The sequence below is a fragment of the Algibacter aquimarinus genome, assembly GCF_039543265.1.
Lineage (GTDB): Bacteria > Bacteroidota > Bacteroidia > Flavobacteriales > Flavobacteriaceae > Algibacter_B > Algibacter_B aquimarinus.
The window spans coordinates 1,073,815-1,096,630 of record NZ_BAABJK010000004.1 but is presented as its reverse complement, the minus strand read 5'-3'; the positions used below and the strand labels follow the sequence as shown (position 1 = coordinate 1,096,630).

The window sequence follows — 22,816 nt, the reverse complement described above, 5'->3', positions numbered from 1 at the left end:
TTATTCTTGGATACTTACTTTGTAATTAATACCATAAGTTTTGGTTAGGTTATCATCATTAAAAATATCTTTTACAGGCCCAGTAGCAATTTTTTTCACATTTAAAAAGGTTACCCAATCAAAATATTCAGGAACAGTTTGTAAATCATGATGTACAACAATAACTGTTTTTCCAGATTTCCGAAGCTCTTTTAAAATATTAATTATAGCTATTTCGGTGGTTGCATCAACACCTTGAAAAGGTTCATCCATAAAATAAATAGATGCGTTTTGCACCAATGCACGTGCTAAAAATATACGTTGTTGTTGCCCGCCAGAAAGCTGACTTATTTGCCTGTTTTTAAAAGGCAACATGCCAACTTTTTCTAATGCCTCTAATGCTGCTTTTTTTTGTTTTTGTCCAGGGCGTTTTATCCAGCCTAAACTCCCGTAAGTCCCCATCATTACTACATCTAAAGCAGTAGTTGGAAAATCCCAATCTACACTTCCTTTTTGTGGCACGTACGCAACCAAATGACGTTGTTTTTCATAGCTCTTGCCAAAAATATTTACACTACCAGCTATGGGTTTTAAAATACCTAATATGGATTTTATAAGTGTAGATTTTCCAGCTCCGTTAGGTCCAACTATAGCCATAAGTACACCTTCCGGAATTTCTAAATCAATATCCCAAAGTACAGGTTTGTAGTTGTAGGCTACGGTTAAATCATCAACTTTTACAGCTATTTTTTTACTCATCTCATTTATTTTAATGCATTTACAATGGTATTCACATTGTATTCAAACATTCCTATGTAAGTACCTTCAACGGTTCCTGCATTTCCAAGTGCATCAGAAAAAAGTGTTCCGCCAATAGTAACTTCGTGACCTTTTGATTTAACTGATGCTTGAAGTGCTTCAATAGTACGTTTAGGTACTGAACTTTCCACGAAAATAGCTTTTACTTTATTTTCTATGATAAAAGCTGATAACTTTTGAACATCTTGAACTCCAGCTTCTGTAGCTGTAGAGAGTCCTTGTAGTCCCACAACTTCAAAATCAAAAGCTTTTCCAAAATAATTAAATGCATCATGTGCGGTTACTAAAATGCGTTGTTCTTTTGGTAAAGTTGCTATTGTTTTTTTTAGTTTATCGCTTAATGAATCTAGTTTTTGGAGGTATGTTTTACCGTTGGTTTCAAAATCGGTTTTCTTTTCAGGAATAGCCTCAGAGAGTGTTTTTACAACAAAGTTGGTGGCTAGTTTCCAATAATCAATATCAAACCAAATATGTGGATCATAATTTGAAGCAAAATACTCAGAGCCTATCAATGTACTTTTATCTAAAGCTTCAGCCACAGCAACAGTTTTTTTGTTTTTCATTTTCTCAAAAACTTCAACCAATTTACCTTCTAAATGCAAACCGTTGTAAAAAATAATATCGGCACTTGATAGTTTGGTAACATCACCCTCGCTAGCTTTGTACAGATGCGGGTCTACACCACTTCCCATTAAACCTTTGAGGTTAATATGTTCGCTACCTATGTTTTTAACCAAATCGGTTATCATAGTTGTTGTCGTAACTACGTTTAATTTTTCGTTAGTCTCTTTTTCGTTTTTACAACTAAAGGTTATTACGAGAAGTAAGAATATTAGTGTTTTTTTCATTTTTAATTATTTTTTTCTGACTCTATAACTTAACCCTAAACCAACTAAAAGGTCCTGCCCTTCAGTAATACTTGTTCCAAAATAGATATCAAATTGTAAATCATTATTAGCTAAATAGGTGAAACCGGCATCCCAATAATGGTTTGCAGAATTATCCTCCGGAAAATCGCCATACAACTCTGCATAAGCGCCAATTTTTTCGCTTATACTATACCCATAAGCTAAAGTGTAAATAGCTGATGCTTCGGCAGAATCATCACCCCATTGTGCACCAATATTATAACCTAAACTTGATTTTTCGCTTAATGTATGCGATAGCGATAACCTAAAATCTACGCCTGTAAATTCTGGTCTGTAATCTGCAGACGCACTAAATATGGGAAACACATGCCCTATCAATGCAATTTCCGGCATTGCTCCGTTTTCTTCTGAAATATCAATTTTCATTCCTAATAAAAGAGGCGATAACCCGCTTATAACATTATCGAGTTTGTTACCATTTACTTTGGTTATACCCTCAACAAAATCCCAGCCTAATCGAAGTTCTAAATTATCTAATAGCCCATAGCGAATAAGCATGGTATTGAATGTGTAATTTTCTGATTTTACAGAATTTGCTTCAAAAGATTCATATAAACCTCCAGTTTCAAATTGTAAAACACCTTTGCCTACGGTTGAAGAAGCTTCAGTAGCATCGGGTCTATCAGTTACTAGAGCACCTAAAGTTTCGTTGTTTTCTTGTGCAAAAGTTATTGATACTGTTGCCAGGAGCAGAATTGATGCTGTGTGCTTAAATCTTTTCATTAACATATATAATTGATGTAAAATCTTCGTTAAGAAGAATGGTATTGTTATTTATTAAAATTTGAGTCATTTTATTTTTACTGAATTGTTTGGTAACTAAAACTGTATTACCATACTTTAAACCGTTTTGCGCACAAAAGTCAAAGAATTCTTTATCATCGCTCATTAATCTCGAAATAGTGTAAGTCTGCCCTTCTTGTGTATTTGATAATGCAATAGATGTATCAATTGTAGTTATTTCTCCCTTAGCGTTTGGAATAGGGTCGCCATGCGGATCAAATTTTGGGTTACCAAGATATTCGCTTATTGTATTGGCAAGCAAATCAGAGGTTTGATGTTCTAACAATTCGGCTTCTCTATGTATGTCGTGTAATGATAAATCAAAGAGTTTGAATAAAAGTGCTTCCCAAAGACGGTGTTTCCGTACAACATTTAAAGCCATTTTAGTGCCTTTATCTGTAAGTTTTAGCTCTTGATATTTTTCATAGTCAATAAGGTTTTTAAGGGCTAATTTTTTAGCCATATCGGTAGCCGCGGCATTAGATATACCTAGTTCTTTAGCGATATTACCTGGTTTGGTATCGTTTTGATTTCGTTTTCCGTTTTTGTAAATAGCTTTTACAAAATTTTCAATGGCTACAGACATTAGGTTGCTTTAATTAATTTTTTAAGTAAGCTTAAATATTTTTTCAAATGTAGTTAAAAAAAATAAAAGTTGACTTTTCATTGTTAGAAAAGTCAACTTTTAATGTAAAATTATTTTAATAAAATAAAGGCTATGGCTTGAACTTAACAGCTTTTTTAATGAATTCAGGAAATTCAGTAATCGGTGTTATCGTCATGTCTTTATAATAACATTCTGCAGCTTCAGATTGAATTTGTATTTGTCCTTCAGTTAGAGGTTTATTAGTTTCAGGGTTAATGGCGTTCTCTACTACCATTACAACTTTACCATTTACAACATGTACTGCATCATTACCAATTACATAGAGTTCTAAATGATTCCAGTTACCATGAGGATTCTGAGGTTCTAAATAGGCATGTATATAGCCTTTACCTTCAAAATACGTATCAAAATTTGGATTATATTGTTTAGTTTCAGCTTTATTATCTCCTCTAATGTCTACTTTTGGACCACCAACTTTTGGTTTAGCACTATTGCCTGGTAAAGAAATGAAATCACCAAGGTCTGTTTCTTGTACCTGAAATTCTAAACATGTTTTCCAGGTGTTCCAAAATCGACCATAATCACCATAACTGTGATACAAAATTCCTGTATCTTTTTTTCTAAGGAGTCTAGGTTCCCATTTTTTGTTACCCCATCTAAACATTGTACTAAAATGGTAATTGCTGTAATTTTCTTTTGTGGTAATAGATCCGTAGATTTCGCCGCTAATATTTAATATGGTTTCACCGTTTCTGTTGGTAGTGGTAAAAACATGTTTAATATCATTATTTAGTCCTAGTGGTTTCCCTTTTGTAACATCAGTTGATTGAAACGTGCCTTCTGGTAAACCAACTATTGTATTATGAGGTACACCAATAAACGTGTTGAAATATGTTAAGTTGGCATCTAATAATTCTAGGGTTTTATCATTTTGTTGCGAAAATGCACCAAAAACTAATACTAAAAACAATAATAACAGTAAAGGTCTCTTATTCATTCTAAAAAGGTTTATCATGTGTACTTATAAACTAAAGTAATAGATTTTAATGACAACCACAACCATCATCTCCTCCACAAGCTTTTTTGGGCTTCGTTTTTTTCCAGAAGAATTTTTTAACCAAAAAAGAAATAGCCAAAACTATTGAAGAAAAAACTAATATATTTTGAATTATAGTATTCATTTTACTTTAAAAATTGAAAGGCTATTAAAGCTGTAATATAAGCAATTGCTGTCATAATCACCAATTGTAAAATTGGCCACTTCCAACTATTAGTTTCACGTTTTACAATGGCTAAAGTACTCATGCATTGCATGGCAAAGGCATAAAATAGTAATAATGAAATCCCGGAAGCAAAAGTAAATAATGGACCGCCTAAAATAGGATTCACTTCGCCTGCCATTCGGTTTTTTATGGTGTCTTCATCATCGTTTCCAACACTGTAAATTGTAGCTAGGGTTCCTACGAAAACTTCGCGAGCGGCAAAACTACTTACTATGGCAATACCAATTTTCCAATCGTAACCTAGAGGTCTTATTACAGGTTCAATAGCATGACCAGCAATACCTATGAATGAATGCTCTAATTTATGAGATGCTATTTTTTGTTGTAATTCTTCATCACTTAAATTCTGAGAAGCAACATCTGATTTAACAATATTTTCAGCATTATTAAATTTTTCTCCAGGGCCGTAAGATGCTAAAAACCATAATATAATAGAAATGGCTAAAATTATTTTACCAGCACCAAAAACGAATGATTTTGTTTTTTCAATAACCGTTAAAACTACGTTTTTAAAAAGTGGTAATTTGTAATTTGGCATTTCTACAACAAAAAAAGTTTTGCTTTTTATTTTTAGTATTCTATTTAAAATATAAGCAGAAAATACAGCTGTTGCAAAGCCTATAAGATACAAAAGCATTAATGTAAGAGCTTGATATCCTAAGCCAAAAAAACGTCCTTCAGGTATTACTAAAGCAATTATAATGAGATAAACAGGCAGTCTAGCAGAACATGTTGTAAAGGGCGTTACTAAAATAGTGATTAAGCGTTCTTTCCAACTTTCAATGTTTCGAGTTGCCATAATTGCAGGAATAGCACAGGCGGTTCCAGAAATTAATGGAACAACACTTTTTCCACTAAGTCCGAAACGCCGCATAATTCGGTCCATTAAAAATACTACACGACTCATATAACCACTTTCTTCAAGTATCGCAATAAATAGGAACAAAAAGGCAATTTGTGGTATAAAAATAACAATGCCCCCAAGCCCAGGAATTATACCTTCTGCTATTAAACTAGTAAAAGCTCCACTTGGTAAAATATCTTTCACCCATTCGCTTAGAGATGCAAAAACACCATCTATAAAATCCATTGGTAAACTAGACCAATCATAAATAGCTTGAAAAATAGTAAGTAAAATGAGTCCAAAAATAACATACCCCCAAACTTTGTGTGTTAATATTCGATCAAGTTTAGAGCGTAAATCTTTTGCTTGTGTAACATCAATAGTTTGTCCTTTTTTTAGAACGTTGTTTATGTATTGATATCGTTTTATTGTTTCTTTTTGTTGCAAGCGTTTTAAATCTGCTTTACTTTTAGTTTTAAAATCGGCAACGGCATCAATTTCTTTTCTATCTGTTTTTCCAAAATTTACATCTTGTGTAATAACTAACCAGAGCTTATACAAAAGCTGATTAGGGAATGCTTTTTTTAAGTTTCCAAAATACGCTGGGTCTATAGTTGTAGAATCAATACAAGGGTTAACAGAAACCTCTTTGTAATTTGTAATTAAACTTTTAAGGTTGTCAATTCCTTCATTTTTTCTAGTACTAATAAGCGCAATTTTGGTGTGTAGCTTTTCTTCTAAATAATCAATATCTAAAGAAATACCTTTGTAACTCATGCGGTCTGACATGTTTATAACCAAAACCGTGGGTATTTCTAAATCTTTAATTTGTGTAAATAGTAAAAGGTTACGTTTTAGATTTTCAACATCTGTTACAACTACAGCAATATCTGGGAAATCTTTATCATTTTTATTTAGCAAAAGCTCAATAACTACATTTTCATCAAGTGATGAAGCATTCAAACTGTAAGTTCCAGGTAAATCAATAATATGTGCTTTAATCCCACGCGGAAGTTTGCAAACTCCTTCCTTTTTTTCAACCGTAATTCCTGGATAATTTCCAACTTTTTGGTTTAATCCTGTTAAAGCATTAAACACTGAAGTTTTGCCTGTATTGGGGTTTCCTATTAAAGCGACATTAATTTGCTTACTCATTATTCTTTTTAATTAAAATATGAGAAGCCGTTTCTTTTCTAATAGCTAAATGCGATCCATTAATATTTAAATACATGGGATCTTGAAAAGGAGCCAATTGCACAAGTTTAACAGAATTCCCGGGTAGGCAACCCATTTCTAGTAATTTTAAAGGAATGTGAATTGATGAAACATCAATAATAGTAGCTGTTTCGCCTCGTTTTAAATGTGCTAAAGTGTCTTGCAAGCTTATTTAGATTGATTTTAAAGAAGCAAAAATAAGGTAAAATTTTAGTGTAAAAAAATTGTAAAGAGAAAACTATTGGTCGTATTCTTTTTTTAGATGTTTAATGTCTTTTAAAAGCTTCTCGATATCTTCTTTATTAGTACCATCGTAAAACCCTCTAATCTGTCTTTTTTTGTCAATAAGCATAAAGTTTTCTGTATGTACCATATCAAATGGTCCTGCGTTTGGGTTGTCTTTAACAGCCAAATAACTCTTTCTGGCTAGTTGGTAAATTTGTTTTTTATCGCCAGTAACCAAATTCCATTTTTTATCGTTAACACCTTTTTTTTTAGCATAACGTTTTAGTTGGGCAACAGTGTCTATTTCAGGAGTTACAGAATGTGAGAGTAGCATAACATCATCATCATTTAAAATTTCTTTTTGTATGTCTACCATGTTTTTTGTCATAATCGGGCAAATGGTTTGGCAGGTTGTAAAAAAGAAATCGGCAACATAAATTTTATCCTTGTAATCGTTTTGGGTAATGGTTTTTCCATTTTGGTTTGTAAGGGCAAAATTGGCAATTTTATGATATTTCTTTTTGTATTGAATTGTACTATCAACCAACTCTGTACTTACTCGAGCTGGGGCATAAATATCTAATGGTTTATAGGTGTTTAAAGTATTATAAATTATAACAACTATAATGATTGATATGATACCAAAAACCACAGCAAACTTCTTGTATTCCTTAAAAAATGACAGCATTTTATAAACTTGAAAAATAGATTTCTACAAAATTACAATGAAATTTGTTGAAACAGAATTTTATTGAAACATAAATTCTTGTTAAAAGCTAGCCGTTCGTCAAATAGTCTTTTTAAAGTTGGTTTAAAAGCTTACTTTTGTGCGATTATAAAAAATTGATTGAAGATTCTATGGAGTTTGTTATAAAAATATCTCAGTTTTTATTAAGCTTATCATTGCTTATTGTGCTGCACGAATTAGGGCATTTCATTCCAGCAAAAGCTTTTAAAACTAGAGTTGAAAAATTTTACTTGTTTTTTGATGTAAAATTTTCATTGTTTAAAAAGAAAATAGGAGATACGGTTTATGGTATTGGATGGTTGCCACTAGGGGGTTACGTGAAAATTTCTGGAATGATTGACGAGAGTATGGATACTGAGGCTATGAAAGAAGAGCCTAAACCATGGGAATTTCGATCTAAACCAGCATGGCAGCGTTTAATTATTATGTTGGGTGGTGTTACTGTTAATTTTATTCTAGCCATTCTTATTTACATAGGGATGAGTTATTTTTATGGCGATACATTTTTGCCAAATGATAATATTAAAGACGGTCTATTAATCGAAAATACCGTTGCTAATCAAGCGGGGCTTTTAACTGGCGATAAAATTATTGCTGTTGATGGAGATAAGATTGAGAATTTCTCGGAAATATCAGAAAAGGTTTTGTTTGGAAAAGATATTACCATTGAAAGAAAGGGAGAACAATCAACAATTACTTTTCCAGAAGATATTTTATCTCAGCTTATAGATTCTAAAGAAAAAGACTTTATAGATTTAAGAGAACCTTTTATTATAGTAGAAGTTCCTGACTCATCTTACAATAAAAATAGTGGAATAAAAACAGGAGATATTATTATTGGTTTAAATAACGTTAGTACTAAATATGCTGATGAAGTAAAGGCAGTTTTAGGAAACCTAAAAGGTCAAGAAGTTACGGCTAAATTATTAAGAGACAAGGTTGAAACAACTATTCCTTTAAAAATTAGTGATGAGGGCAAATTAGGTTTGGTTTATGCTTCTGGTTCTACTCCCAAAACTTTAGAAGCTTTGGGTTACTATAAATTTGAAACAAAAGAATATACCTTTCTTGAAGCTTTTCCTGTAGGAATAAATAAAGCAAAAGCAAAACTAGCTTCATATTGGAAGCAATTAGGCGCTATTTTTACACCAAGTACAGGTGCATACAAAGGTGTTGGTGGTTTTAAAGCTATTTATGATATTTTTCCTAGTGTTTGGAGTTGGCAATATTTTTGGAATATAACAGCCTTTTTATCAATTATGTTAGGGGTTTTAAACCTGTTACCAATTCCTGCATTAGATGGTGGACACGTTATGTTTTTATTATATGAAATGGTGTCTGGAAGAAAACCAGGAGACAAGTTTATGGAATATGCGCAAATGGTTGGTTTCTTTATCTTAATCGCTTTAGTTTTATTCGCAAACGGGAATGATGTTTATAAATGGATAACGGAGTTATTAAATTCTAAATAAATTTAAAAAAAGGTTTGCAGAAATTAAAAAACAATATATATTTGCACTCGCTTATATAAAAAAGTATATTCCTTCTTAGCTCAGTTGGTTAGAGCATCTGACTGTTAATCAGAGGGTCCTTGGTTCGAGCCCAAGAGAAGGAGCAAAAAAAGTCTAACAGAAATGTTAGACTTTTTTGTTTTAAAAATACTTTCTAATAAGTTTATTTAGTATTATTTATTTTAAGTCTTATAGATTCAACCACTTTTTAAATTCAGAGGCCTTATTTTTACTTATTATTATGTCGACTTCAGAGTTTGGATTAATAAGTATTTTAAGTTGATTATTTCCATACCTAACTATCTTATCAATAGCAGATATGGCAATTATAAACTGACGATTTGCTCTAAAAAAGTAAGTATTATCTAAGTTAGCAAATAACTCATCTAAACTTGAGTTTGAGGTAGACCGTTTGCCATCAAAACAAACCACATAGGTAATTGTGCTTTCGGTATAAATGTAAGCAATATCATCAGTAGATACAGATAAAAGTTCATGTCTTATATAGGTTAGAATTCTCTTTTTTGCCATACTTTCCTCATCACTTATATTGTTTAGTGGCTTATCAATGACTTTTTGTTGGTAGGTGTCAACGGCTCTATTTAATTTAGAGAGGTTAATAATTTCATCTGAAAGCTTTTCATTTTTAATTTCTAAATTTTTCTCATACCTGCTACCAATCAATCTTACTATTAACACTGAGGAAAGAATGAATAAAATCCCCATAACCAATAAAATATTCTGAAAATTCTTCCTTAGGGTGTTAATTTGCTGAGAAACTATTTGTGTGTTGGCATGCGCACCAACTATCCAATCTGAATTTTTAACTGGGTAAAGATATACTACTTCAGACTTTGATTTTGTATCGCTTAAAGCAAGTGTATCATTAATCTCTTCATTTTTTTTGAGCAAATTGTAGAAATCCTCAGAAGTAAGGTCATCTGAAACAGAGGTTACAAAAGATTTTCTAGAACTTATGTTTTGTCCAAGTTGTTTAATATCAGGGTGACATATAATTTTACCAGACCAATCAAAAACACTCACAAATCCAGCATCTAAATTTGAATTTTCAATGCTTTGTTGAGTACTTGACTTAGCTTTTTCCATTGAAACGCCATCCTCTAATTGATTACCAATTAATAACGCAATTTGCCTTGCCTCACGTTTACTAAACTCCAGTTGAGTTTCAAGAACCTCATCCGCTGCGGCATTAACAAAATAACGTATGGCTACACTAGAGATAACTAGAAAAATTATCGAGAGCGATAAAAAGGTTAACAAATAAAGTCTGTCTTTACGCATATTTTTTATTAATACTTGCAAATATAAATAATTTAAGTAGGGCTATTTAAATTGAAATAAATTAAGCATTTTGTTAATACGTTTCAAGACTAAATTTTCCCTTTTTAAGATTAATTCTTCCCTCTCACTAAGTTTTGTAGTCTGTAACCCCTTTAAATACAGTTGCTTTGTATTGAAAATAAACCTAAAAATTTGTGCAACAGATTTGGCACTAAAACCCAAAAAAACAGAAACAAAATGAAAGCAAACAGATTAATTACTTCGGCATTATTAGCACTTTTATTATGTAGTTGTAGCAACGATAGCGAAAACGATTTAATAGATGAACCTGATGTTATAGAGAATCCTAACAATCCTAACGATAATAAAATTACTTATAGTGATGATATTGCTCCAATAATGCAGAGCAGTTGCGTTAGTTGTCATGCAAGTCCACCTGTAAATGGTGCGCCTTTTTCTTTGATAAATTTTAGTCAAGTAAACCAAAGAGCTAACGGTGTTTTAAACAGAATGAGTTTACAAAGTGGCTCACCTGGAGCAATGCCTCCATCTGGAAGATTGCCACAAGCAACTATAGATCTAATACAACAGTGGATAACTGACGGAAAATTACAGAACTAGCTTTTGATTAACTAAAACTAAGAATAATAAAGAATCAAACAACTGTAATCATGAAAAACACAAAAAGTCTTTTAGCACTGCTTCTCATTATCACAACATTTATAGTAAATACGTTAGGAGCACAAACAAAGTATATTGATAAAAAGGGGAACCTAACATTTGAAGCCTCTGAAGAACTTTTTGAACCTGTTAAAGCTACAAACGCATCAGTAACTGTAATATTAAATACAGAAACTAATGACATTGCTTCACTGGCACTTATTAAGAGTTTTCGTTTTAAAAATTCTCTTATGGAAGAGCATTTTAATGAAAATTATATAGAATCAGAAACGTATCCAAAAGCTACGTTTAAAGGTAAATTATTGGATTTTAATTTTTCGGATTTAACGGAAAACATCACAGAGGTTATCGTTGATGGGAAAATAGAATTGCGTGGAAAAGAAAAACAAATTCGAACAACGTTAAATACAAAAAAATCCAATGATTCTATAATCATCCAGGGGTCATTTACTGTGACTCCTGCTGATTTTGATATAGAAATACCAAGTATTGTAAAAAATAAAATAGCAAAAGAGATAGTAGTGACCTTAGATTTTAAACTCACCAAAAAATGAAGAGAAATAAAATCATAATTCTTACTCTAATCATTCTTGTTTTTGTTGTAGGTGGCTTAGTTTATAATTACACCTTTAACACTAAGCATAGAAATATTAGTGTTGAAGAAGCCACCGTCTCTATGTCTGCAGAAAATTTATACAATCATTTTTATAACAATGAGAAGCTTGCTACAACCAAGTATTTAGATAAAGTAATTGAGATTGAAGGAAAAATAACTTCAGTTGAAAACAATGAAATCATTTTAAATGATAAAATACAAGTAAGTTTTAATATTGATAAAATGCCAAAAGTAGCAGAACAAATTTTATTAACTATTAAAGGTAGATGTGTGGGCTACGATGAACTACTTGAAGTAGTTAAAATTGACCAAGCAACAGTAATAAACAAACAGAACTAAAATGAAATTTTTATACTTATTAATTTTTTTAATACCAACGATATTTTTTGCCCAAGACGATTTATTATCTGAAATAGATAATGAAACAGAAACAGATTTTAAAACAGCTGCTTTTAAAGGTCTGAAGATTGTCAATTTTGAATCTACAAAAATGGTATCAAAAAAGGAGCTTTATTTTGTGGTATCTCACAGATTTGGATCTGTAGAAACCGGATTTAAAGATTTCTTTGGCCTAGATCAAGCCGTTACCAGACTTAACCTTATTTATGGTATTTCAGACGGAATTAATATTGGATTTTCCAGAAGCTCATTCCGAAAAATTTATGAATCTTCACTTAAAATGAGATTATTACGCGAAAAAAAAGGAGGCTTTCCTTTTACAGTAGTAAGTTCAAGTAATATATTAATTAATACCTCACTAGATGAAGAAATATTACCGCTTTTAAAATTTAAAAATAGGTTAGGTTATACAACACAATTGCTAATATCAAAAAAGGTTAATACTAACTTTTCTTTTCAATTAATGCCTACGTTTTTTCATGATAATTATGTAGATGTTGATGAACAAGATAACTCTCAATACGTTATTGGTTTTGGAGGACGACATAAACTGACTAAAAGGTGGTCGGTAAACTTTGATTACGGACTGCATTTAAATAGAGCTGAAACCTCACCGTTTAACAACCCTCTTTCTATTGGTTTTGATTTAGAAACGGGAGGTCATGTATTTCAACTACACTTTACTAACGCACAACCTATGAATACTAATGGCTTTTTAGGCCAAGGAACAGGAGATTGGGGTGATGGAGATATCTTCTTTGGGTTTAATTTATCAAGAGTTTTTTAATATGATAGAAGAAAGATGTATTGCCTCCATGGCTAGAATAGAAGTACAACAACGATTTTGCAAAAATTGTTCAGTGTGTATTAAGGAAGAATTACAAGAAATAGATGATGTTAAGAATGTGAGACTCTACCCAAAAGAATCATTAATAACATTTAATTTTATGAAAGCCAATAAGCTTTCGGAAGTATTAAATAGATTATCAAAAATTGGGTATCCAGAAAAGGGAGAACGATTATTAGAAGCTCAATTTTCTAATTCGGTTTGCGGTTGCTAAAAAAGATTTATTGCTAATCTAGATTGCTAAGGTTAGGAAGTTTATTTCTCTTAAGAAGAAAGTTTTTAAAGGAGGTTAATTATATCAATAATTTGTTAAGGGATTAGTTTTTGGTTTGTTAATTATCTTATTCCCCAGGAAAATAAAACATCTTGGGGATTAATTTTTTATTTAAATCAAAAAAGAATAGAAAATAGTCAGTAAATTTATGCTCTTATGCGATTTTCAATAAAAAAGAGGACACAATTTATAATCAGTTATTTATTGATGTGTTTAACTGCATTAATTATTTTTAGTAGCTGTTATAAAGATAACTCAGACCAAATTGTACAGAGAACAACTACAACTAAACAGTTTAAATTAGCTGAGTTATTGGAAGCGCTTAATTTAAATAATTCGAACTTAAAAGAAACTGTTGTTGAGGTACAGGGCGTTGTTGAAGATGTTAATTACTTAAATAATAGAAGCACAATTATTTTAAGTGAAAAAGGACAAACAGACGTTTTAGCTATTTGCGACATTCAAGAAAATCAATCTCTTTTATTGGAAAATTTAAAACAAGGACAGGTAATTAAAATTAAAGGCATTCTAAAAGGCTCGTTAAAAGATGTAATTCTTTTAAATTGCTTAATAACTAACTAAACAATGCGAATGAATAAATTTCTTTTAACTCTGTTGTTAATTATTAATTTTGGTTTTAACGAAAAACCAGAGCAAGTAATTAGTAGACAAGGAAAAGTTTCTTTTTTTTCATATACATCAGTCGAAAATATTAAGGCAGAAAACAATCAAGCATTAAGTATAATAAACCTTGAGGATGGAAGTATAGCTGTAAGTATGCTAATGAACACGTTTGTTTTTGAGAAAGCTCTAATGAAAGAGCATTTTAACGAAAGTTATATAGAATCTGATATTTATCCAAAAGCCACTTTTGAAGGGAGAATATTAAAATTTGATTCTAGTATAAAAGGAGAACAAACACGAATTATTAAAGGGACCCTTCTTATGCATGGTGTTTCTAACGAACTGGAAATAAAAAGTAAGATTGAAAATAACGATGGGAAATATATTTTGTCTGGTACTTTTGAAACTTTAGTAAAAGATTATAACATAAATATACCACCATTACTGGCTGGTAATATTGCTAAAAGTATTGAGGTAAACTTTAAATTTGAATATGAGCCTTATGAAAATTAAAAAAATATTATTTACAGGTATTATTTTTATGGGATGTTTTCATTTTTCCATATCCCAAAATTTATTAGAAATACTAGAGAATGAACAAAAAGATACTTTAGGTTACATAACGCCAGCATTTAAAATGACCCGAATTACTTTTGGACATTCAACCGAAGTAAGGAGTAAAAATATTTTAGAAGTATTTGTAGCCAACAGGTTTTGGGATTTACCCTCAGAACAATCACAAAGTTTTGGTGCAGATAGAATGAGTACAAGATTTGCGCTTGAATATGGCATTTCAGACCGTTTATCTTTTGGGGTTGGAGCTACAACTTTTGATAGGCTTTGGGATAGTTATCTGAAATATAATTTAGTAACACAAAAGAAAGGAGAAAAGGCAACACCATTCAACATAACACTTTTACAAAGCGGTAGCTATAATAGTAGTTCAAGACCATATTCTTTGGTAGTAAATGATTTTTCTGGAAGATTATCGTTTACAACACAATTACTAATTTCTAGAAAAATATCATCAGATTTTTCATTTCAAATTTCCCCTACATTTATTCATAGAGGTTTTGCAGCTTCCGAAGCAGATGATCAAAACTTTTTTGCAATGGGCTTTGGTGCACGTTACAAAATAGGGCCTCACCTTTCAATTGTATCTGAATACTATAAAACCTTTAATCCTATTAAGTCATTTGACACTTATGGGCCTTTTGCACTGGGCGTAAATTGGGAAGTTGGAGATGTACTTTTACAATTTATGCTTACTAATACAAGAAATATGGTTGAAGACACTTTTATTACCCAAACACGGAATAATTTTAATTTCAGAAACCCTAATCTCAATTTTGGTTTCAATGCAACTTATGTTATTCACTTTAGTAATAGGTTAAAGAAAAAGTGATTTAAAATAAATATTATCTACGTTTAGTGTATACTTTTTTTAGCTAATTCAATAGTTTTTTTAGAGTTTCCAATAAAAATCTGATTATCAGAAATAATAACAGGTCTGCTTAAGAAGGTGTAATGTTCTAAAATGTATTGTTTGTAGTCGCGCTCGGTTAAATCTTGATTTTTCAAATCCATTTCTTTGTAAAGTTTAGCACGCTTACTAAAAAGTGACTCATAGGAGCCCGAGAGTGCTTTCATTTCCTCTAATTGCTTCACAGTAATTTCTTCATTTTTAATGTCCTGAAGAATATAATCAGATGAAAGATTTAATTCTTTTAAAATTCTAACACACGTATTACACGTTTTTAAATAATATACTTTTTTCATTATTATACTTAAATTTACAGCAAAATAAAGCTAATTTTCACTTTTAGAAGTATATTTAGCCAAAAATTAAAATCATGCAATTTACGTTTGAAGTATTACATAATATTCGTCCATTTTTCAAAAACCATATTGAAAATAACTCTTTAGAAGATTTAAATAAAATTCCGAATGGATATAACAATAATATCATTTGGAATATAGGTCATATAGTAGTTACAGCACAATTATTAGCTTATAAATTGTCTGGTTTGCCTATGGCAGTAAGTGATGAAATTGTAAATAAATATAGGAAAGATACTAAGCCAGAAGGACCTGTTTCTCAAGATGAAGTAGATGAAATTAAAGCGTTACTTTTTTCTACTGCTGAAAAATTAGAAAGCGATTATAAAAATAATGTTTTTAAAGAATACAATGCTTACACCGTATCTACAACGGGAAATACTTTAAATAATATTGATGAAGCGTTACAGTTTATTTTATTTCATGAAGCTATGCATTTAGGGTATGTTTTAGCTTTAGTTCGTGCTGTTAAAAACTAGATAAGACTTAATTTCTTCAAAAGGAATAGTAAATTCTATAATTCCTGATGAGTAGGGTCCTATTTGAAATGTGTTATATAAAAAAATAACACCATCTTCTGTGTATCCAATATTTTGAGGTAATTGGAAGTTTTCTGGTTCAAAAACAATATCTTTTTTTCTGGTGGCTTCAATAACATGTTTTTTAACTATTTCTTTTAAACTATCACTATCAGTAAAAAGATTTTTATTTGGAATTTGTTTTCCGGTTGTGCTTTCAAAGTTTAAAAAAGTAATGTTTAAAATACCATGAGCACCACCCGTATTAACGTATGAAGTTATAGAAACACTTATAATTTCTGGTGATTGAAATAGAACCTCTCCGTCAATTTGTGCTTCCCAAATTTGTTCGCTTTCAGGAAAGTCTGTTTTGAAAACATGGAATTCCTCATTAAACAAATTAATACTTTCATTAATTGTTTTTGGCGATTCACTATCAGCACTACCAATATATAACTCTCTTGCAACAGCAGTTTCAATGTCAGTATTTATAACTTCTACTATAGTTTTATTGCCTTTAGCTTTTGGAATATTTATTTCAATACGGTTCTCAGATGAAATATAAACTTCTTCAAAAGAGATGTTTACGTCTTCAACACAACTAAAAAGAAGTATTGAGAAAGACAAAATTAGAAGGCGAAATTTGGTAAACATAGGCGATTTGATAAAGTAAAGTTAAAGGTAATTAATGCGTTTGAATACAACGAATTAAAAACTACATTTGTAAAAATACTTGTAAAAAATGAAATTTAACACAAAAGCAATTCACGGCGGACAGGAACATGATAAAGCTTACGGCGCTGTGATGCCACCAATATATCAAACATCTACGTATGCACAATCTACTCCAGGAGGCCATAAAGGCTATGAATATTCAAGAACTCACAACCCAACAAGGCATGCTTTAGAAAGTGCTTTTGCAAGCATAGAGAATGGTAATTTTGGTTTAGCATTTGGTTCTGGTTTAGCAGCAATTGACGCTGTAATTAAATTATTAAAACCCGGTGATGAAGTTATTTCTACTAACGATTTATATGGAGGGTCTTTCAGATTATTCACTAAGATTTTCCAAGATTTTGGAATTAAGTTTCACTTTGTTGGAATGGAAAGCATCTCGAATATAGAGGCTTGTGTAAATACAAACACTAAACTTATTTGGGTAGAAACTCCAACAAACCCTATGATGAATATTATAGACATTGTTGCTGTTTCAAAAGTCGCAAAAAAACATAACATTACATTGGCTGTAGATAATACCTTTGCAACGCCATATTTACAATTACCGCTAGATTTGGGAGCAGACATCGTTATGCATTCTGCAACCAAATATCTTGGAGGACACAGTGATGTGGTAATGGGAGCTCTAGTAGTTAAAGATAAAAATTTGGCTGATAAGTTATATTTTATTCAGAATGCAAGCGGAGCAGTATGCGGACCTCAAGATAGTTTTCTGGTTTTACGAGGCATAAAAACCTTACATGTTAGAATGCAACGCCATTGTGAAAACGGAAAAGCTGTAGCAGAGTATTTAGTAAAACATCCTAAAATAGAAAAAGTATACTGGCCAGGTTTTGAAAACCACCCAAACCATGATATTGCTAAAACTCAAATGAAAGATTTTGGCGGTATGATTTCGTTCACTACTAAAGGTAATAACTATAAAGAAGCCATTAAAACTATTGAAAATTTAAAAGTATTTACTCTGGCTGAGTCTCTTGGTGGAGTTGAATCTTTAGCAGGCCATCCAGCTAGTATGACACATGCTAGTATACCTAAAGAAGAACGCGAAAAAACAGGAGTTGTTGATTCTTTAATTAGGTTGAGTGTTGGTATTGAAGCCATTGAAGACTTAATTGCAGATTTGGAGCAAGCATTAAAATAAGTTATTTATACTCTCATAAAAAAAGCATCTGTAGTACTACAGATGCTTTTTTTATGAGTTTGTATTTGTTTATTAGTCCAGATATACTATATATCCAACATTTAACCAAACTAACCAATCGTTATTTCTATCATAGTCTCTCCAATTATGGTCTAGTCCATCAACTAGGTCATTAAAATAATATTGGGCCCTTAAGTCTAACATTAAGTCAGTCAATTTAGTTAACTTATAACGAAATCCAACACTAGAAACCACAGACCATGTACTGCCTCCGTCTGTGTTTATAGGGTAATCGTCGCTTCCAGGAGGAAAATTATCAAACCAAAAGGTGTAAATATTATCTCTATCAAATACATCACCATTACCAAAAGTTGTACTAGCTTTAGGGCTAAATGTTGTGTAATGAACCCCTAAACTTGCAAAAGGAGCAATTCTGTATGCGTACCCTTGAAAATCACGGATGCTTCTTGGGAAAAACTCTAATTGTGTACCAATATCAAAATTCTGGGCTACACCTTTATGGCCTCTAAGTTGGTCTGCTTGAACACTTATTTTATCAGATTCTACCCAAAAGCCTAAATGCTCAAGGTTTGTTTTGTTATAAGAAATTTCATTTCTTAATTTAAAATGATCATTGAAATAAGTATCGGTAGTGTAACAATTACAGTCAGCTCTATAAGAAAAGTTTATATAATGGATTAAGCCAACACCAAAACCTGAATTTCCAAAGTTGGTTCTCGTTTCGTTTCTACTTCCAAAATCTGAGCGAAACTGAACTGGACCAGCAATAACGCCTATTTCATGAGAAAAGCCTAATTGAGAGGTAGCTGTTTGACAAATTACAAACAAGCAAAAAAAAGTAGCTAAACGTTTCAAGTTAAGCATAATTAAGATTCTGTTTTTGAGGCATTAATAACAACAAATATATAAAAACTCACTTAACAAACAAATATTAATAGTTATGGCTGTTTAAAAGGGAAAATAACCATTGCGAATTTCAAAAAAAAATGCAGTTATTTTTAAAGATAACGTATATTTGCAGTCTATAATTGTATAATTTTTAATTTTAATACATTTTTAAATTAAATGAAAAGTAGCATTGAAGCATTTTTAGACCTTGTTAAGGAGAGAAATGGTCATGAGCCAGAATTCTTACAAGCCGTGGAGGAAGTAGCTGAAACAGTTATTCCTTACATTGTTAAACATGATATTTATTATGGTAAAAATATTCTATTAAGAATGGTTGAGCCAGAACGTTTAATTTCCTTCCGAGTTTCTTGGGTAGATGATAGTGGAGAAATTCAGGTAAATAGAGGTTATCGAGTTCAAATGAATTCAGCCATAGGGCCTTACAAAGGTGGTTTGCGTTTTCACCCAACTGTAAACGCTAGTATCTTAAAGTTTTTGGCCTTCGAACAAGTATTTAAAAACAGTCTTACCACACTACCTATGGGTGGTGGAAAAGGTGGAAGTGATTTCGATCCTAAAGGTAAAAGTGATAACGAAATCATGCGTTTCTGCCATGCTTTTATGAGTGAATTGTTTAGATATATTGGCCCGAATACAGATATTCCTGCTGGAGATATAGGTGTTGGAACAAGAGAAATTGGGTTTTTATTCGGTATGTATAAAAAATTGCAAAATGAATTTACTGGTGTTTTAACAGGAAAAGGAATGTCTTGGGGTGGTTCTTTAATTAGACCAGAAGCAACCGGATATGGTAATGTTTACTTCGCACAAAAAATGCTAGAAACCAAAGGTGATGGTTTTGAAGGTAAATCTGTAGTAGTTTCTGGTTCTGGAAATGTGGCTCAATATGCAGCTGAAAAGGTTATACAACTAGGAGGTAAAGTGCTTACATTATCAGATTCAGGAGGATATATTTATGATTCTGCTGGTATTGATGAAGAAAAGTTAGCGTTTGTTATGCAGTTGAAAAATGAAAAACGAGGAAGAATTAGTGAGTATTTAGATGAATATCCAAATGCAGAGTATCATAAAGGGAAAACTCCTTGGGAAGTAAAATGTGATGTTGCATTACCATGCGCAACGCAAAATGAATTAGATGAAAATGCAGCTAATAAGCTATTAGAAAATGGATGTATTTGCGTTAGTGAAGGGGCTAATATGCCATCAACAAAAGAAGCTATAGCTGCTTTTCATAAAGCAAAAATACTATTTGCACCTGGAAAAGCATCAAATGCAGGAGGTGTGGCAACATCTGGTTTAGAAATGACTCAAAACTCGTTGAGATACAAATGGACTAGAGAAGAAGTAGATAATAAGCTTAAAGATATCATGTCTGATATACATAAATCTTGTTTAGAATATGGAGAAGATGAAGATGGTTATATTGATTATGTTAAAGGTGCTAACATAGCAGGCTTTGTAAAAGTAGCTGATGCTATGTTGGCCCAAGGAATTGTCTAATATTAGTATAAGTTTATATTAAAAGCTTCCTGTTTTACAGGAGGCTTTTTTTGTTTTAATAAATTAGGACATCTTTTACTTTAGCATCTTCTTGATATTCAGTATCAGTATTTACTGACCATAGATCTATAGTGTCATTATTAGTTATTTTCTTTGCTGCAAGTAATCCCATCAATATCGAATGATCTTGATTATTATATTTAAAAGAACCATAACGTCCTATTGGTAATAAATTTTCAATCTTTTTTAAATGTTTTATAACTATGTCTAAATTTTGCTGATATCCTGTTTCGTATACTGGATAACAGTTAGGAACTCGGATGATTTTCGAGTTAATAGGAGTAACATTTTTGTCTAATAAATCTATAATATGTAGTTCTTTTACTGCCATTTCAATTATATTTTTATCTTTCTCACTCCATATAGTGTCACTTTCGAAACACCAATATTCTAAAGCAATTATTGTTGAAGATTTGCCTTTATTTAAAGAAGGGCACCAATTCCTAAAGTTAGTTATTCTACCTAATTTTACATCAGGAGAATGAATGTAAAGCCAATTATCAGAGAATAGATTTTCCTTGTCTATTTCTAAATAAACTAAAATTGTATTTCTAAAGTATAAAGTATTAATTGAGTCAATAACTTTTTTAGGAGTATTATTAAAACCTTTTAATAGGCTTGTTAAAGGCATTGTTGATATTACATAATCAGATTCAATAATATCTCCATTCAATAATTCAACCCCTAAAGCTATTTTGTTGCTTTCATCAAGTAAAACTCTTTTTATTTTTGAGTTAAAATGAATATTACTATTTTGCTTTTTGATTGCTTCTGCTGCTCTTTCATACAAGGTTCCGGTACCATTGTTGGGATATGCAAATTGATCTACAAGGGTTTTGTGCTTATTGCCTTTATTACTTAAAAAGGCAGATATTACTGCCTGTGCTAAGGATAATGTTTTTATTCTTTGAGCAGCCCAGTCAGCATCAATTTGTGTACATTTTATACCCCAAAGTTTTTCGCTGTAATGTTTAAAAAAAATAGTGTAGAGCTTTTTTCCGAACCTATTGCTAATCCATTCCTCTAAGTTCTTTGTATTCTTTAGAGGGAAGACTATTTTTATAAAGTAATCCCAAAGGATTTGAAAAATGGTAATAAAGGATAGGTTTTTTAGAACATTTCCTATTTTAAGCGGATACTGAAAATATTTCCCATTATAAAATATGCGTGTTTGTCTATTAACTAAGGTAAAATCTTCTTTTATTAGTTCATTAAAAAACCGATTTACATCAGGTTGTTTAGAAAAAAATCGATGAGGTCCTAAATCAACAATTTGTCCCCACAATTGAAAACTTCTAGACATTCCTCCAATGTTATTACTAGCTTCAAAAACAATAACTTCAAAGTTTTCTTTACTCAATTGATAAGCACAAGATAACCCCGCTGGACCAGCGCCTATTATTATAACTTTTTTCATATTGTAAACCCTTTGATGTGTTTTTTAGAAAATCCCAATGTTGAGAATAGTAAATATAATGGCAACACAGGTATCATAAATCTTGATGCCCCAATTATGCCAGTTAAAAGAAATATATAAACTATTAATGCTAGCATAAACCAACAAGTAGGAGAGGTTTTGTTGTAGTTTTTTAACCAAAAAAGAACAAACCCTATTAATTTAAATACATTTAATAAAAGTACAATAGGTATTAGAATAAGAATAATTAATGGTTGTTTTATAAAGTAATTATATGCCCCAGAAACACCATCTGAATTTAGGTGTTTTAAAAACCCAACTTGTGACTTATTTTTAAACTCAAAAAAGTTATAAACATCAAATCTTCCTGGGTCAATAAGCATTCTAAAAGAACCTTTTGCATGAGCTATAGAATAACTTAACCAATCTTTTTGAAGATATTGAAGACTGAGGGTTTTAATTTTGTTTTGTTTTTCTTTATAAGTTTTTTGATTTTGGGCTTCTTTAGTAATTATTGAATCTGTCTTTTGCGCGTAATCCACACCGTATTTACTAACATTGAAATAATACAAATTATAACTTTTTAAATTGATGTTTTGAATACTTGAATACTCAAAACTTCCAGTTCTATTGTAGTTCCAATTCATATACAAAAGAACTACCATAATTGGTATTAATGAAAAAAAATAAGCTTTTTTAATATGTTTTGAAAACCAAAAACATAAAAAAATATTAGGAAATATGAATAGATAAAAAACAGGTTTTGTTAAAAAAAGGAGAACTATAATCAATTGAAAAAAAATCAGATAGAATATTTTTTTTTCTGTAACTATTTTATGAAATAAGTAGCATAGTATAACAATTAAAAATTGAAATAAAATTTCACTCATTAAGTAGTTGGAATAAATAAACTGACTTATTGATGTTACTAAAAAAATCGTCAGTATTTTATTATTTATTTGAGTATAATAATTTTTAAAAATG

At 31.0% G+C, this 22,816-nt stretch carries 27 protein-coding genes and 1 tRNA gene; 13 read left to right on the top strand and 15 right to left on the bottom strand.

The window, feature by feature from the left end; genetic code table 11:
- The 9 genes from ABD939_RS07595 to ABD939_RS07555 form a co-directional block, all read right to left on the bottom strand.
- Entirely contained in the window at positions 1-738 is a 738-nt protein-coding gene (locus ABD939_RS07595) for a metal ABC transporter ATP-binding protein (protein ID WP_345166527.1), read from the bottom strand.
- A gap of 5 nt (positions 739-743) precedes the next feature.
- Positions 744-1,646: a metal ABC transporter solute-binding protein, Zn/Mn family gene (locus tag ABD939_RS07590; RefSeq protein WP_345166524.1), complete on the bottom strand. Its 903-nt coding sequence runs from the start codon at positions 1,644-1,646 to the stop codon at positions 744-746.
- Between the two features lie 6 nt (positions 1,647-1,652).
- On the bottom strand, positions 1,653-2,450 hold the full coding sequence (locus ABD939_RS07585; protein WP_345166521.1) for a transporter: 798 nt from the start codon (positions 2,448-2,450) through the stop codon (positions 1,653-1,655).
- The gene (locus ABD939_RS07580; protein ID WP_345166518.1) at positions 2,437-3,096 is read right to left on the bottom strand and encodes a metal-dependent transcriptional regulator; all 660 of its coding nucleotides are present in this window, start codon (positions 3,094-3,096) and stop codon (positions 2,437-2,439) included. The genes ABD939_RS07585 and ABD939_RS07580 overlap by 14 nt, the downstream gene beginning before the upstream one ends.
- Positions 3,097-3,226: 130 nt before the next feature.
- Positions 3,227-4,114, bottom strand: a complete 888-nt coding sequence (locus tag ABD939_RS07575; protein ID WP_345166515.1) for a 3-keto-alpha-glucoside-1,2-lyase-like domain-containing protein — start codon at positions 4,112-4,114, stop codon at positions 3,227-3,229.
- Positions 4,115-4,160: 46 nt separating this feature from the next.
- Positions 4,161-4,298 carry a FeoB-associated Cys-rich membrane protein gene (locus ABD939_RS07570; protein WP_345166512.1) on the bottom strand — a complete coding sequence of 46 codons (138 nt, stop codon included), beginning with the start codon at positions 4,296-4,298 and terminating at the stop codon, positions 4,161-4,163.
- A 1-nt stretch (position 4,299) separates the two neighbouring features.
- The gene (feoB, locus tag ABD939_RS07565) at positions 4,300-6,399 is read right to left on the bottom strand and encodes a ferrous iron transport protein B (RefSeq protein WP_345166510.1); all 2,100 of its coding nucleotides are present in this window, start codon (positions 6,397-6,399) and stop codon (positions 4,300-4,302) included.
- Complete coding sequence (locus ABD939_RS07560; RefSeq protein WP_345166506.1) at positions 6,392-6,625, bottom strand: FeoA family protein; 234 nt, start codon at positions 6,623-6,625, stop codon at positions 6,392-6,394. The genes feoB and ABD939_RS07560 overlap by 8 nt, the downstream gene beginning before the upstream one ends.
- A 72-nt stretch (positions 6,626-6,697) precedes the next feature.
- Positions 6,698-7,372 (bottom strand): SCO family protein, encoded by a 675-nt coding sequence (locus ABD939_RS07555; RefSeq protein WP_345166503.1) that lies wholly within the window; start codon positions 7,370-7,372, stop codon positions 6,698-6,700.
- A gap of 170 nt (positions 7,373-7,542) precedes the next feature.
- Between ABD939_RS07555 and rseP the strand changes: the two genes are divergently transcribed.
- Positions 7,543-8,904: an RIP metalloprotease RseP gene (gene rseP / locus ABD939_RS07550; protein ID WP_345167352.1), complete on the top strand. Its 1,362-nt coding sequence runs from the start codon at positions 7,543-7,545 to the stop codon at positions 8,902-8,904.
- Positions 8,905-8,973: 69 nt separating this feature from the next.
- Positions 8,974-9,047: transfer RNA gene (locus ABD939_RS07545), tRNA-Asn, on the top strand.
- Between the two features lie 85 nt (positions 9,048-9,132).
- Here ABD939_RS07545 and ABD939_RS07540 read toward each other — a convergent pair.
- Positions 9,133-10,245, bottom strand: a complete 1,113-nt coding sequence (locus ABD939_RS07540; protein ID WP_345166500.1) for a LytR/AlgR family response regulator transcription factor — start codon at positions 10,243-10,245, stop codon at positions 9,133-9,135.
- 237 nt (positions 10,246-10,482) lie between these two features.
- Between ABD939_RS07540 and ABD939_RS07535 the strand changes: the two genes are divergently transcribed.
- The 8 genes from ABD939_RS07535 to ABD939_RS07500 all read left to right on the top strand — a co-directional run bounded on the left by ABD939_RS07535 (position 10,483) and on the right by ABD939_RS07500 (position 15,091).
- Entirely contained in the window at positions 10,483-10,866 is a 384-nt protein-coding gene (locus ABD939_RS07535; protein ID WP_345166498.1) for a hypothetical protein, read from the top strand.
- Positions 10,867-10,916: 50 nt separating this feature from the next.
- The gene (locus ABD939_RS07530) at positions 10,917-11,480 is read left to right on the top strand and encodes a YceI family protein (protein WP_345166496.1); all 564 of its coding nucleotides are present in this window, start codon (positions 10,917-10,919) and stop codon (positions 11,478-11,480) included.
- Positions 11,477-11,881, top strand: coding sequence for an OB-fold protein (locus ABD939_RS07525; RefSeq protein ID WP_345166494.1), 405 nt, complete (start codon positions 11,477-11,479; stop codon positions 11,879-11,881). Before ABD939_RS07530 ends, ABD939_RS07525 begins: the two co-directional genes overlap by 4 nt.
- Before the next feature lies 1 nt (position 11,882).
- Positions 11,883-12,728, top strand: coding sequence for a DUF5777 family beta-barrel protein (locus ABD939_RS07520; RefSeq protein ID WP_345166491.1), 846 nt, complete (start codon positions 11,883-11,885; stop codon positions 12,726-12,728).
- A gap of 28 nt (positions 12,729-12,756) precedes the next feature.
- The gene (locus ABD939_RS07515) at positions 12,757-13,002 is read left to right on the top strand and encodes a hypothetical protein (protein ID WP_345166489.1); all 246 of its coding nucleotides are present in this window, start codon (positions 12,757-12,759) and stop codon (positions 13,000-13,002) included.
- Between the two features lie 216 nt (positions 13,003-13,218).
- A complete protein-coding gene (locus tag ABD939_RS07510; protein WP_345166486.1) occupies positions 13,219-13,644 on the top strand; it encodes an OB-fold protein in 426 nt (141 codons plus the stop codon).
- Between the two features lie 9 nt (positions 13,645-13,653).
- On the top strand, positions 13,654-14,199 hold the full coding sequence (locus ABD939_RS07505) for a YceI family protein (RefSeq protein ID WP_345166483.1): 546 nt from the start codon (positions 13,654-13,656) through the stop codon (positions 14,197-14,199).
- On the top strand, positions 14,189-15,091 hold the full coding sequence (locus ABD939_RS07500; protein WP_345166480.1) for a DUF5777 family beta-barrel protein: 903 nt from the start codon (positions 14,189-14,191) through the stop codon (positions 15,089-15,091). The genes ABD939_RS07505 and ABD939_RS07500 overlap by 11 nt, the downstream gene beginning before the upstream one ends.
- Before the next feature lie 23 nt (positions 15,092-15,114).
- Here the strand turns inward: ABD939_RS07500 and ABD939_RS07495 are convergent, their stop codons facing one another.
- A complete protein-coding gene (locus tag ABD939_RS07495) occupies positions 15,115-15,465 on the bottom strand; it encodes an arsenate reductase family protein (protein ID WP_345166477.1) in 351 nt (116 codons plus the stop codon).
- A gap of 74 nt (positions 15,466-15,539) precedes the next feature.
- On the opposite strand from ABD939_RS07495, the gene ABD939_RS07490 reads away from it, so the two are divergent.
- The gene (locus ABD939_RS07490; protein ID WP_345166475.1) at positions 15,540-16,004 is read left to right on the top strand and encodes a DinB family protein; all 465 of its coding nucleotides are present in this window, start codon (positions 15,540-15,542) and stop codon (positions 16,002-16,004) included.
- Here ABD939_RS07490 and ABD939_RS07485 read toward each other — a convergent pair.
- On the bottom strand, positions 15,981-16,670 hold the full coding sequence (locus ABD939_RS07485) for a DUF3298 and DUF4163 domain-containing protein (protein WP_345166473.1): 690 nt from the start codon (positions 16,668-16,670) through the stop codon (positions 15,981-15,983). The genes ABD939_RS07490 and ABD939_RS07485 overlap by 24 nt on opposite strands.
- A gap of 115 nt (positions 16,671-16,785) precedes the next feature.
- Here ABD939_RS07485 and ABD939_RS07480 point away from each other — a divergent pair, with 115 nt between their 5' ends.
- On the top strand, positions 16,786-17,925 hold the full coding sequence (locus ABD939_RS07480; RefSeq protein ID WP_345166471.1) for a cystathionine gamma-synthase: 1,140 nt from the start codon (positions 16,786-16,788) through the stop codon (positions 17,923-17,925).
- Positions 17,926-17,997: 72 nt separating this feature from the next.
- On the opposite strand, the gene ABD939_RS07475 is transcribed toward ABD939_RS07480, so the two are convergent.
- Positions 17,998-18,810, bottom strand: coding sequence for a THC0290_0291 family protein (locus tag ABD939_RS07475; protein WP_345166468.1), 813 nt, complete (start codon positions 18,808-18,810; stop codon positions 17,998-18,000).
- A gap of 201 nt (positions 18,811-19,011) precedes the next feature.
- Between ABD939_RS07475 and gdhA the strand changes: the two genes are divergently transcribed.
- Complete coding sequence (gene gdhA, locus ABD939_RS07470) at positions 19,012-20,355, top strand: NADP-specific glutamate dehydrogenase (RefSeq protein ID WP_345166466.1); 1,344 nt, start codon at positions 19,012-19,014, stop codon at positions 20,353-20,355.
- Positions 20,356-20,410: 55 nt separating this feature from the next.
- On the opposite strand, the gene ABD939_RS07465 is transcribed toward gdhA, so the two are convergent.
- Both ABD939_RS07465 and ABD939_RS07460 read right to left on the bottom strand, forming a co-directional pair.
- Entirely contained in the window at positions 20,411-21,832 is a 1,422-nt protein-coding gene (locus ABD939_RS07465) for an FAD-dependent oxidoreductase (protein WP_345166464.1), read from the bottom strand.
- The gene (locus ABD939_RS07460; RefSeq protein WP_345166462.1) at positions 21,829-22,497 is read right to left on the bottom strand and encodes a hypothetical protein; all 669 of its coding nucleotides are present in this window, start codon (positions 22,495-22,497) and stop codon (positions 21,829-21,831) included. Before ABD939_RS07460 ends, ABD939_RS07465 begins: the two co-directional genes overlap by 4 nt.
- Positions 22,498-22,816 lie beyond the last annotated feature (319 nt).